We start from the raw sequence: 12626 nt of genomic DNA, 5'->3' as shown, positions 1-12626 counted from the left end.
TGATTCTATAGAAACGAGAGTCTTAGCAATATACCGAAGATAAATAAGGACTTGGTTCTTATTACCCATACTTCATCATAAAAATATAATTGTGAGAGGGGGATGGGTTATGACAAGAAGACAATCAATATACACATTAGCAAGTGTATATATTGGAACCGTTATTGGAGCAGGATTTGCTTCTGGGCAAGAAATATTTCAATTTTTTGGGAAGTATGGGTGGCAAGGAATATTAGGAGTAGTAATAGTAACAATTTTATTTTCACTATTAGGGGTTTTAGTATTAAATAGTATTTATACAAAAAAAATTAAAAGTTTTAGGCAGTTTTCAACAGGATATTTTGGAAAAACTTTTTTTACTATCATAAATATAGTACTTACTTTTCTATTGTTTACCAGTTATGTTGTTATGCTATCTGGAAGTGGGGCTGTATTTTACGAGCATTTTCAAATCCAATATATATATGGAATTATTATAATGGCAATAATAACCTTTTTTGTTTTTATATTTGGAGTTAGAGGAATCGCAAATGCTAATAACGTAATAGTCCCTTTTCTTGTCTTTATAATTTTATGGATAGGGCTTAATGTTATATATAAAAATCAAATGGTGTTTAGCAACTTCTATACTGCTCCATTTAAAAGTAATAACATATTTAGTAATGTAAGTTCATTAAAATATATATTGGTACAAGTAATACATAAATCAAATTGGCTATGGTCTGCAATTGTATATTTCTGTTATAACACTATAGGCTCTATGGTAGTTATGTGTTCATTATATCCGCTAATTTATGATAAAAAAGCTGCTAAGCTGGGAGGATTATTGGGGGGACTAGTACTGGGTATGTTAGCCATGATAATTTTATTAAGCCTAATGGTGCTATATACTAGTGTAATAGGATTAGAAGTACCAATGGTTACAGTTGCAAGCACATTAGGGGATTTGTGGAAAACATTATATAGCTTTGTTTTGCTTCTTGCTATGTTTACTACAGCAATTGCTAATGGTTATGGCTGTATATTAGGAATTGCTAATTTAACACGAGTTAATGAAAAATTTATTAGTATTATTGTCTGCGTAATATCTGTACCTTTAGCAATGGTAGGTTTTAAAAAGCTAGTTACTTTCTTTTATCCACTGTTCGGATATATAGCAATGTTATTTATTTGTGCTATAATTCTTAAAAGAGGAAAAAGCCATAGAGGATTTTTATAGAACTTATGGAATATAATATTAAGTAACTAAATGTGTGCATGTTTCATGTGAAACATATATAGCATAAAAACTAATAACTATAAGATAAACAAGGATTTACTTCAGATAAACTTTTATCTTAGTCTAAACGAATGTTGTGCTGTATTCCTATGCAAAAACACCCTTGAGGTGTAAGTTGTATAGTTCTAAGACTCCATTTTGTAGAAGAAGGAGTTTTAGGACTGTTAGCTATTGGATAAAAATTATAAGGGGATTCAAATATGCAAAAAAGAAAAAAAGGACTATTAATTTTAATTACTATAATTATTATTTTATTATTCATAAATCCTAAAGTGATAAGCTATTTGAAAGCAAAAACAGGATCAAGAGAAGGCGATGTATCTATAATTAAAGAAATAGAAACAACACATAGTAGTCAAATCATCTATGAAAAATTAGATAATGGATTAATACAGTATTTAGAAGGTATTTTAATTTATTATAATATGGATGGAGAACAAATCTGGAGCATAAATTTAGGGATAACCCGTCCAATAATAAAAACAAACTCTAATAGTGTTTATGTAATAGATAAAAACAAAAATCAAATACTACGCATAAATAAAAAAGGGGAACAAATATATAAAAATACATTAGATAAGCCTTATAAAAATTTTAATATTTGTGATGATAACTATGTAGTATTATACCATCATACTGATAGTCCAGTTCAATATATTACTATAATGAACGAGGAAGGAAATAAGGTTGGAGAAATAACACTAGGAGAAGGAGAAGTAACTAATATAGCTATTTCAAGGGCACAGGATAGGATAGCAGCAAGCACTATAGGAACAAATGGAGATACTCTAGAAAACAATCTATTAGTTTATGATTTAAAAGGAAATTTGATTGGTGTAGAAGGTTTGAAAAACAATGTAATATTAAATATTTTCTATAATGAAAAAGGAGATTTAATTGCAGTTGATGAAAAGAATATATTTAGCATAGATAAAAATAATAAAGTAAAATGGGAAACTAATTTTAATGAGCCAATAACACTTATCGATACAACCGGTAGAAACTATCTAACAATATACAGTGAAGGTAGTAGTAAAAATAGCATTATTTATTCACGTACTGGAAATAAAATTAAAACCTTAGCATATGATGGCAAACTGACTGGTGAAATAGCTCCAAAGGAAGAAATACTAGGGCTAGATAATTATAAGAATGAAATTATAGCATATTCATTAAGAACAATATTCAAATATGGTAAAAATGGAAATGTGAGGTTTGAATATCCATATTCAAGTGATATTTTAAAAAGCTTTGCATTATCTGAAAACAATATCGTAGTTATAACCAAGGAAAAAACCACATTTTTATCCTTTAAGAAAATTTAAGTAATATAAAGGTCTATATGGTAGCATCAGATTACTTTCTTCAATATATAGGAAAGTATAATTTGTTGACATTGTAAGTAGTTGTATATAAGGTAATATTATTGAAAGAAAGAGAAACGAAGGTGAAAATATGTCATACAAAGCACTTTATAGAAGATGGAGACCTAAGGTTTTTGAAGATGTAATTGGACAAGAACAAGTAATTACTATTTTAAAAAATCAAATCAACTCTTCTAATATTGCCCACGCCTATCTTTTTACAGGTACAAGGGGAACCGGAAAAACATCTACAGCAAAAATATTTGCTAGAGTAGTAAACTGTCTTAATCCTAAAGATGCTAATCCTTGCAATAGCTGTGAAGTATGTGAAGGTATTTTAACAGAAAATATTATGGATGTTATTGAAATAGATGCCGCTTCTAATAATGGAGTAGACAATGTAAGAGAAATTAGGGAAAATGTTAAATATCCTCCATCTAAAGGAAAATATAAAATTTATATTATAGATGAGGTTCATATGCTTAGCACAGGGGCTTTTAATGCTCTGTTAAAAACATTAGAAGAACCACCTAGCTATGTTATATTTATATTAGCTACTACGGAGCCTCATAAAATACCAGCTACAATACTATCTAGATGTCAAAGGTTCGACTTTAAACCAGTTAAAATAAGAGACATAATGGGACACCTATCTTTTATATGTGATGAAATAGGAATTACCTGGGATGAAGAAGCCCTTAGATTAATAGCAATTAATTCGGAAGGGGCATTACGAGATGCTTTAAGTATTTTAGAGCGATGTATATCCTTTAGTGAGGATACTCTAACCTACGAGAATGTAGTAAGTATATTAGGTATGGTTAATTATGAGTTTATATTTAACCTAGTTGATAAAGTAGCTGAGAAAGATACATCCAATGTACTTACACTTATTAACGAAATGGTTATGGAAGGTAAGGAAGTTGGTCAGCTAATGAAGGATTTAATTAGTCACTTTAGAAGTCTTCTGCTTGTTAAAATGAATGTAGAAATTGATGAGATATTAAGCTTATCTGAAGAAAGGCAAAAACGCCTTCAAGAACAGGGTAGGCTATTTACTATAAATCAGATAACTTCCTTTATTTATAGTCTATCGGATATTGAAGGAAAATTAAAATACTCTGCTCAACCTAGAACATTAATAGAAATAGCAGTTATAGGTTTGTGTAATAAAGAACTGGATGACTCTTTGGAGGGGATTATAGAAAGAGTAAAACAGTTGGAGAAAAATATTGTCTCTGGGGAAATAACGGTGAATAGAAGTAATGTAAATATATCTCCTTCAGTACCAAATAAACCTAGTATTTCTTCATCCTATTCCCCAAAAAACAAGTATGATGAAAAGAAGAGCATGGATGAGGAAGAGTCAAAAGAAGGAAATATGATTAGAGAGGAAGAAATTATTAATAATAATAGTCTTTTAGATTTTGGAGCTATACAAAGTAATTGGCAAAATATTTTAGAAGAATTACGTAAGGAGAAAAAAGCTCAAATACAAGCTCTTCTAATGGAAGGTAGCCTAGTAAAATTAGATAAGGACACTTTATTAATTTCCTTTAAAGACGGATTTGGATTCCATAGAGAAGCTTTAGATAAGGAAAAAACAAAAGAATATATATCTGGTATAATTAAAAGACTTACAGGCCAGAGTATAAGACTTTCATTTGTAATGGAGGATCAGCTTATTACTGAAATTGAGCCAAAGGAAGAAAAAGATCCATTAGAGATACTTAAAGAAGCACTACCTAAGGAGATCCATGAAATATTAGAGATAGTAGATGAATAATATATTTGCAATAATTATGATATAATAAGAAAATGATAACAATTTGAGCACCTGAAAATTTAATATAAATTTAAGTGTGACAAGAACCATTATAGGAACAAAATCGTAGTTTAAAGTGTAGTAAGGGTCGATGGATAATATCAGACGACTTTTTAATAAAAATAATGAATTAAGGAAATAGAAGGAGGAATTTTTTATGGCTAAAAAAGGTTTCCCAGGAATGGGTGGAGTTAACATGAATAATATGATGAAACAAGTGCAAAAAATGCAAAAACAAATGGAGGAAACACAATCAGAGCTAGAACAAAAGGTTCTTGAAACAAGTGCTGGTGGAGGTGCTATTTCTATTAAAGTTACAGGTAAAAAGGAAATAGTAGGTATAAAGATTAAGCCAGAGGTAGTAGATCCAGACGATGTTGAAATGTTAGAGGATTTAATCATGGCAGCTGTTAACGAAGCTATTCGTGCTGCAGAGGATATGGTAGCTTCTGAAATGGGTAAAATTACAGGAAAAATGAATATGCCTGGATTATTCTAACTTTTATTTACCTAATGAAATGAGGATAGCAAATTATGAACTACTATTCATCATCAATTGCTCAGTTAATTGAGCAATTTACAAAACTTCCTGGAATAGGAAGGAAAACTGCCCAAAGATTAGCTTTTCATGTTATTAGTATGCCTAATCAAGATGCACATAGCCTAGCTGATGCAATTGTAACGGCAAAGGAAAGCGTAAAGTATTGTAAGGTATGTACAAACCTTACAGATCAAGATACATGTAATATTTGTAGTGATAAAAGAAGAGATCCATTAACAATTTGTGTTGTTGAAGATCCTAGAGATGTAGTAGCTATGGAGAGAACTAAGGAGTTTAAGGGCTATTATCATGTGCTACATGGGGCTATATCTCCATTAGAGGGAGTTGGTCCAGAGGATATTAAAATTAAAGAATTATTATCACGTCTGACGAATCAACCTGTAGATGAAATAATCATTGCTACAAACCCCAACATTGAAGGGGAAGCTACAGCAATGTATCTGTCAAAGCTTCTAAAACCAATGGGAATTAAAGTATCAAGAATTGCCCACGGTATACCTGTAGGTGGAGATCTTGAATATGCAGATGAAGTTACTCTAACCAAGGCATTGGAAGGTAGAAGGGAAATTTGATTTAGGCAGAAAGTTATATAAAGTAAATAAAGGTGTATCACTTTGCAACAAGTTGTATCAAAGAACATGGTTTATTAGGGAAAAGGAAAGCCCTGGTGGCCATGTTTTTTATTAGATTTCTAATTAGAAGAAAAAAGAGATATAAGACTTAAATCCGGTAAAGCCAATGGATTGGAAGAGTGAGTTGTATTAGAGTCAAAGTAAGTCTATATCAAGGTGAAAGGTATTTTACAATTGTATGAAGAAATTTATATCATCTATTTGATTGTTTATATGAAATGCACCATGAAATATCATAATCTTCAATTTAAATTAAGGTATATTTTATTTATTGAATCTAAGAGGAATTGGATTAGGGGGAATGAAGATGATTGAATTTGTTGTTATTAGGCATGGACAATCTTTAGCAGATATTGAAGGCAGGCATGAAGGAAGGGCGGATTTTCCATTAACTGATTTAGGGAGAGAACAGGCTGAAAAATTAGCAAAATGGTTAAAACAAAGATATAATTTTGATACGATTATCAGTAGTCCTTTAAAAAGAGCAAGGGAAACAGCAGAGATTATAGGCAGTAAGATGAACAAATCAGTTATTTTCAATGAAGATTTGATGGAATGGAATAATGGCGTTTTAGCAGGGCTTTTAAGGGAAGATGCTAATCGTGATTATCCCGAACCAGAGGGAGGAAGAAAGTATTTTCAAGCAGTTCAAAATGGAGAGTCAATGATAGACTTAAGAAGTAGAGCAGAGCATTTTCTTGCCGATTTAATACACTCTACAAAGGATAGTAAGGATAACATTAGAATATGTATCGTATCTCACGGTGGGTTAATAACTATGTTATATAGAAGTTTCCTTAATATGCCTATAGATACTAATGTATGGCTATCATCAGGAGATACAGGAGTTCATTTGTGGCAAATTAATAACGATAAAAAAATAGTCATGTTTACGAATATTCAGGAGCATTTAAGATGTGATGTTTAGGTGGTTTATAGGGGGATAGGAACAAAAGATGAGTGAAAACAATAATATGCATATTCTTTACAATTATTTTTTATTATAAATGATAGACTACAAAGACGCCAAAAAGAATATTGGGGTGGAGCTAACAATTTAAGTGTAAATGAGGCTAAAATAGTGTATTCACTTTTGCAGAACAAAGCGACCAAGGATAAAGTATCTGAAATTATTGATAAATATGAACAAAGGAATAGAAAGATACATGCTCAATTTAGAGGAATAGAGCATAGAACTGCTAAGGGTGAAGAATGTCGTAATGAATTTGCCCAAGCTCATAGTAATTTTATTATTGAATTATGCCAACTGTCAGAGATACAACGATAGTAGGTTAGGCTATTAGGAAGAAGATTTTATTAAGTAAGAGATGTGTTATAAAATTGTATTTGGTTTGTCTCTGTAGAAATGCTGTGGTTGAGTAAGTCAATGTAGGGGGTAGGTAATATGATAATTAAGTCTACAGAAATAACTGTATTAAGATATGATAACAAGATTAAGGATGCAATAGAAAAGTTAAGGGATAGTAAATTCTCTATTATTCCAATAGTAGATGAATTTAACAGGTATTTTGGAGTTTTTGATAGAAAATCTATTTCAAACATAATATATGAAAAAATTTCTATTGAAAAAAAAATTAAAGAAGTAGTTAACAAAGACTTTCCTACTATTATTTCAGATAATATTACTGATATAGACTATTTTCAATCAAATAAGGAACCTTATCTAGTAGTTATAGGTTCTGATGGTAGAGTTGAAGGGTTACTTAGACTTTTTGAGAACAATGACTTTTTTAATTTATTAAATGATTCATTTTTTAATAAGCTTTTAGAATCAATATCTGATGGTATACTTATCTGTGATAAAGATTTTGTAGTAAGAAAGATAAACAAAGCCTATACTGAATTAACAGGAGTATCCCCTGCTGAAATAGAGGGAGTAGAAGTTAGCAAGGTTAGAAAAGGGGCACAGATTCCAAGGGCTGTTAGTTCTGGAAAAGTGATGAAAAACATATATAGAAAAGTAGGTAATACAGAATATTTTGTAGATTTATATCCTATTAGAATCAATAATGAAGTTTTGGGTGGAATAGTATTAGCAAAGGATATGACAGAAGTCCAAAGCTTAACTAAAAAAATAAGTGACTTAGAAAACAAGTTTCATAAATTAAAAGCCAGTATAAATGCTCATCATAAAGCTGATAAAAGTTTTGAGCATATTATAACAGTAAATGATAAGATGAAAGAGTGTATAGAGATTGCTAAGAAAGTTGCTAGTAATGATTCTAATATAATAATTAGAGGAGAAAGTGGAACTGGTAAAGAAGTATTTGCCCAAGCTATTCATAACTATAGCTATAGGAGGGACAACCCTTTTGTAGCAATTAACTCAGCAGCTATAGAACCAAACTTAGTTTTGAGTGAATTATTTGGCTATGAGGATGGAGCCTTTACTGGAGCAGTCAAAGGTGGAAAGCTTGGAGTGTTTGAAATAGCTAATAAAGGTACATTGTTTTTAGATGAAATAGGCGATTTGGACTTTGAAATTCAATCAAAGCTATTAAGAGTACTAGAAAACAATGAAATAACTAGAGTAGGTGGATATAAAAATATAAAAATAGATGTTAGAATTATATCTGCTACTCATGTTAATCTTGAAGAAAGTGTAGAAAATAAAAAATTTAGAGCCGATTTGTATTTTAGATTAAATGTAATACCTATTACGCTACCACCATTAAGAGAAAGAAAAGAAGATATACCATATTTAGTAGATTATCTGCTAAAAACTATAGAGAAAAAATTTCAAAAAAATATAAACATAGACAATAGAGTAATTGATGCATTTTTAAAATATAATTGGCCAGGAAATATTAGAGAATTACAAAACATTTTAACTTTTGCTGCAAACATGATTGATAATAATACAATAACTATGGATCATATACCGTCAAGAATAATTCTAAATGTAGAAAATTTAAGTGGCTCTAAAGATGTTAATATCAGTAGACCTAAGCTTTTAGATATAGATAATTTGAATGATGCTAAAGTTTTTTGGGAGAAAAATGAAATAATAAAAGCTTTAGATAAATATGGCAGAAACTTGCAAGGCAAAAAAAAAGCTGCAGCCTCATTAGGAATTTCATTATCAACATTATATAACAAAATAAATCAATATGATTTAAAGTAAAATAAAAAACTCCATTTAAGGGGGGGACTTCATAGGGAAGTTGCATGGAAATAAGTAAATTTAAGGATGTCAAGCAAATCGATTGATAGTTTATTATCTCTAGAAAACCTTATCAAGCACAAACTATAAAAATGAAGGATACTGAGCAATTGCTCAGTATCCTTCATTTTAATTACCTTGCATAACCACCTCAAGCCATTTTTGCTATTCTTCCGAGAGTTCAAGTAATAGAACCCACTCATGGGAAAGTAGAGGATTATCAAAGTTTATGTTTATCTCCATAACATCATAGGAGATTTTAAATTCTTGATAACTCTAAAAATTTCTAAAGAAAGTTCTAGAGTTTTAGAATTTTATTTGAAAATTGTTTTAGAATTAACATTTAAACAATCAATGTATCCAGTTTATTATTAATGTGAACTTTATATTTAAAAGTAAGGAATTAAGCTATTTAATATTTAGCCCATACAGTATTTAACGGAATATAGAAAAATAGTATTAAGTGTATTAATTAAATCTTATTTTAATTAATTTTTGTATTATTTACTAAAGTATCATATATATAGTTATATTTTGGCATAGAATTTGCTTTTAACATTTTATTAACAATTATAATTTGAATGGGGGCAACTTCTATGTTATCAGAAAGTACAACTAAAAAAACAGGAAGACATAGCAAAATTATGAAAGATGCTAAACTAGACAAAGATACTAAAAAATTGATTTTTTTTGTAATTTCTATTGGTATAGTACTACTATCTTTTGTTCTTCCTATTCCAGAGGGTCTTTCTAGAGAAGGTTTAAAAATGCTTTCAATTGCATTAGCAGCGGCATTTCTCTGGATGACAGAGGCTATTTCAATTGGAGTTACAGGCATACTTATAATTTTGCTTCAATCGATTTTAGGCATTGTTCCACTTAAAGAAGGGCTTGCTGCAGTTGCTCATCCAGTAAATGCAGTAGTGTTGGTAGGATACTTGTTAGCTGGATCTTTAGTTAACTCAGGAATGGATAGAAGGTTAAGTTTAATGGTTATATCTCGAATGGGAGAAAAAACTAATATGCTTATTTTAGGTATTATGATATCTACAGCTTTTTTAGCTATGTGGATGTCTAGTACAGCTACAGTAGCCATAATGGTTCCTATATCATTAGGTATAATAAAAATGTCAGGGGCAAAGCCTTTAGAAAGCAACTTTGGTAAAGTTTTATTTATTGGAATAGCTTTTGCAGCAAATATAGGGGGATTAGCAACGCCTACTGCCACCACTTCAAACCTTATTGCAATTGCGTTTCTTAACAGTTTAGTAGGGATACAAATTACTTTTTTAGGTTGGATTGGTAAAACAATTCCTTTAGCAATTGTATTATTACCTTTAACTTGGATAATTTTACAAAAAGTATATCCACTTGAAATAGATGTTGTAGAAGGTGGATTAGATGCTTCTAAAAAAGAGCTTGCTGAAATGGGTAAAATGTCAAAAGAAGAGAAAAGAGTTATATTTTTATTTACAGCAGCAATACTTTTATGGACTATGGATTCATTTTTGCCACTTTCTAAAGATTGGCTATATATAGTTTCTGTATTTATAACTATTGTTATAGTTCTTCCTAAGGTAGGTTTTTTAACTTGGAAAGAAGCTCAAAAGCTTATAGGATGGGATGTGTTATTTTTAGTGGGGGGTGGTCTTGCTATGGGAGTAGGACTAAAGAATGCAGGTACAATAGATTGGATTACTAATATGCTTTCAGGCAGTATTGGTAATGTACCGGAAAGATTTGCAGTAATTATAATTTCTTTGGTAACTGGTTTAGGAATTACAATATTTTGCAGTATGTCTGGAACAGCTACAACTTTTGTACCTATATCTATAGGTCTTGCTATGACTTTTGGGTGGAATCCAGTAGTGTTTGCTATTATAGCTGGTTTATCAAGTTCTTTTGCATTTTTATTACCAGCAAATTCGGCGCCTAATGCTGTTGCCTATGGATCAGGGTATTTTAAATCTTCAGATATGTTTAAAGTCGGCATAATAATTGTGCTTTTAAGTGTAGTAGTTGTAGGCTTGTATGGAGGATTTATTTTACCATTTTTAGTGTAAGAATTTAGTATTATTCTAAATGTAATTCTAATATTCTAGAATTCATACAGGAATTCTAGAATTAGAACTAGAATTAGAACTAGAATTATTATTTTTTATACTGACTTTAATTAATTAAACAGTATTAATTCTCTTAATTAAAGCGCAAAATTTATTTTATTAATATTCAGAATTAATTGAAATTTAGGACTTGTATATAGTTATTTAGTGTATATATTTTTACTTTTTTAGAAATAATTTTATTTTTTGGAAAATTCGGCACTTTATTTGCAATATAACTTATTCAAGAAAAGAGATAATAGTTTATATACTAATTATTTTTAAGGGGGAAAAGCAATGGAACTAAAAGAGTATGTATTAGATTTAATTGAAAAGTCACGAGTAGCGCAGAAAGAATTCGAAAAGTATTCACAAGAAAAGGTGGACGAAGTAGTACGTGCAATAGGTAAGGCCGTCTATGATAATGGTGAAGTATTAGCACGGCTAGCAGTTGATGAAAGTGGAATGGGAGTATATGAAGACAAAATAGTAAAAAACAAAGGTAAATCAAAAGCTGTTTGGAACAAGCTAAAAGGAGTAAAAAGTAGGGGAATTCTTCGATACATAGAAGAAGAAGGTATTGTGGAAGTTGGAAAGCCAATAGGTGTTATAGGAGCTGTAACTCCAATAACAAATCCTACTATGACACCAATGCAAAATACTATGATAGCTTTAAAAGGCGGTAACTCAATAATTATATGCCCACATCCACGTGGAAAGGAATCTGGTAAGAAAACAGTAGAAGTAATGAGGGCTGCATTAGCAGAATTAGGTGCACCAGAAAACTTAATTCAAATAGTTGCTGAACCTTCACTAGAAGCAACAAACTTAATAATGCAATTATCTGATGTATGTATATCTACAGGTGGACCAGCAATGGTAAAGGCTGCTTATAGTAGTGGTAAGCCTGCCTTTGGTGTTGGTGCAGGAAATGTACAGTGCTTAATAGATACTGATGCAAACATAAAAGAGGTAATACCAAAAGTAATTAAAGGTAGGGTATACGATAATGGCATATTGTGCACATGTGAGCAAAGTGCAATATGTCCAGCAGATAAGTATGACGAGCTTATAAATGGATTAGTGGAAAATGGTGCTTATTATATTCACGAAGAAGAGGAAGTAAATGCTTTGAGAAAAGTTTTATTTCCAGATGGTGTTATAAATAGAGATTGTGTTGGAGCATCTCCTGTAAATATAGCTAAAATGGCAGGTATAGAAATTCCTGAAGATACAAAATTATTAGTTGTAAAGGTAGAAAAAGCAGGGGCAGAAGAATATTTTGCAAAGGAAAAATTATGTCCAGTATTAGCGGCATATAGCTACAATACATGGGAAGAAGCTGTTGAGATTGCAAGACTAAACCTTGAAAATGAAGGAAAAGGACATAGTGCAGTTATTCATTCAGATACAAAAGATAGGATTGAATATGCAGCCCAAATACTTCCAGTATCCCGTTTTGCGGTTAAGCAAATAGGGTCAAGTGGACTTGGTGGATCATTCTTAAATGGACTTATGCCAACAGCAACTCTTGGTTGTGGCTCTTGGGGAAATAATAGCATAAGCGAAAACCTTTGGTTCCATCATTTAATTAATATAAGTAGAATTGCATACGAAGTTCCTGGCAAACAAGTGCCGTCGGATGAAGAGATCTGGGGTCAATAGAAAGGGGAAAATT

At 30.8% G+C, this 12626-nt stretch carries 10 protein-coding genes; all 10 read left to right on the top strand.

What is annotated here, in order from left to right; genetic code table 11:
• Nucleotides 1-109: 109 nt before the first annotated feature.
• The 10 genes from HYG84_RS05125 to HYG84_RS05080 all read left to right on the top strand — a co-directional run bounded on the left by HYG84_RS05125 (nt 110) and on the right by HYG84_RS05080 (nt 12613).
• Nucleotides 110-1219 (top strand): YkvI family membrane protein, encoded by a 1110-nt coding sequence (locus HYG84_RS05125; RefSeq protein ID WP_212381048.1) that lies wholly within the window; start codon nt 110-112, stop codon nt 1217-1219.
• Nucleotides 1220-1479: 260 nt separating this feature from the next.
• Nucleotides 1480-2604: a DUF5711 family protein gene (locus tag HYG84_RS05120; protein WP_212381047.1), complete on the top strand. Its 1125-nt coding sequence runs from the start codon at nt 1480-1482 to the stop codon at nt 2602-2604.
• 130 nt (nt 2605-2734) lie between these two features.
• Nucleotides 2735-4429, top strand: coding sequence for a DNA polymerase III subunit gamma/tau (dnaX, locus tag HYG84_RS05115; RefSeq protein WP_212381046.1), 1695 nt, complete (start codon nt 2735-2737; stop codon nt 4427-4429).
• Nucleotides 4430-4625: 196 nt separating this feature from the next.
• Nucleotides 4626-4967 carry a YbaB/EbfC family nucleoid-associated protein gene (locus tag HYG84_RS05110; protein ID WP_212381045.1) on the top strand — a complete coding sequence of 114 codons (342 nt, stop codon included), beginning with the start codon at nt 4626-4628 and terminating at the stop codon, nt 4965-4967.
• A gap of 35 nt (nt 4968-5002) precedes the next feature.
• Entirely contained in the window at nt 5003-5602 is a 600-nt protein-coding gene (recR, locus tag HYG84_RS05105; protein ID WP_212381044.1) for a recombination mediator RecR, read from the top strand.
• 367 nt (nt 5603-5969) lie between these two features.
• Nucleotides 5970-6590, top strand: a complete 621-nt coding sequence (locus HYG84_RS05100) for a histidine phosphatase family protein (protein WP_212381043.1) — start codon at nt 5970-5972, stop codon at nt 6588-6590.
• 153 nt (nt 6591-6743) lie between these two features.
• Nucleotides 6744-6950: a hypothetical protein gene (locus HYG84_RS05095; RefSeq protein WP_212381042.1), complete on the top strand. Its 207-nt coding sequence runs from the start codon at nt 6744-6746 to the stop codon at nt 6948-6950.
• A gap of 117 nt (nt 6951-7067) precedes the next feature.
• Nucleotides 7068-8807, top strand: coding sequence for a sigma 54-interacting transcriptional regulator (locus HYG84_RS05090; RefSeq protein ID WP_212381041.1), 1740 nt, complete (start codon nt 7068-7070; stop codon nt 8805-8807).
• 635 nt (nt 8808-9442) lie between these two features.
• On the top strand, nt 9443-10909 hold the full coding sequence (locus HYG84_RS05085; RefSeq protein WP_212381040.1) for an SLC13 family permease: 1467 nt from the start codon (nt 9443-9445) through the stop codon (nt 10907-10909).
• Nucleotides 10910-11245: 336 nt separating this feature from the next.
• Complete coding sequence (locus HYG84_RS05080; protein ID WP_212381039.1) at nt 11246-12613, top strand: aldehyde dehydrogenase family protein; 1368 nt, start codon at nt 11246-11248, stop codon at nt 12611-12613.
• The last annotated feature ends 13 nt before the right edge of the window (nt 12614-12626 follow it).

Source organism: Alkaliphilus sp. B6464, assembly GCF_018141165.1.
Lineage (GTDB): Bacteria > Bacillota > Clostridia > Peptostreptococcales > Natronincolaceae > Alkaliphilus_B.
This window is presented reverse-complemented; position numbering and strand designations above follow the sequence as displayed.

What these genes read in the sequence shown, in the direction of transcription:
- HYG84_RS05125 (WP_212381048.1), top strand. Translation starts at nt 110, where the DNA reads ATGACAAGAAGACAATCAATATACACATTAGCAAGTGTATATATTGGA.
- HYG84_RS05120 (WP_212381047.1), top strand. Translation starts at nt 1,480, where the DNA reads ATGCAAAAAAGAAAAAAAGGACTATTAATTTTAATTACTATAATTATT.
- dnaX (WP_212381046.1), top strand. Translation starts at nt 2,735, where the DNA reads ATGTCATACAAAGCACTTTATAGAAGATGGAGACCTAAGGTTTTTGAA.
- HYG84_RS05110 (WP_212381045.1), top strand. Translation starts at nt 4,626, where the DNA reads ATGGCTAAAAAAGGTTTCCCAGGAATGGGTGGAGTTAACATGAATAAT.
- recR (WP_212381044.1), top strand. Translation starts at nt 5,003, where the DNA reads ATGAACTACTATTCATCATCAATTGCTCAGTTAATTGAGCAATTTACA.
- HYG84_RS05100 (WP_212381043.1), top strand. Translation starts at nt 5,970, where the DNA reads ATGATTGAATTTGTTGTTATTAGGCATGGACAATCTTTAGCAGATATT.
- HYG84_RS05090 (WP_212381041.1), top strand. Translation starts at nt 7,068, where the DNA reads ATGATAATTAAGTCTACAGAAATAACTGTATTAAGATATGATAACAAG.
- HYG84_RS05085 (WP_212381040.1), top strand. Translation starts at nt 9,443, where the DNA reads ATGTTATCAGAAAGTACAACTAAAAAAACAGGAAGACATAGCAAAATT.
- HYG84_RS05080 (WP_212381039.1), top strand. Translation starts at nt 11,246, where the DNA reads ATGGAACTAAAAGAGTATGTATTAGATTTAATTGAAAAGTCACGAGTA.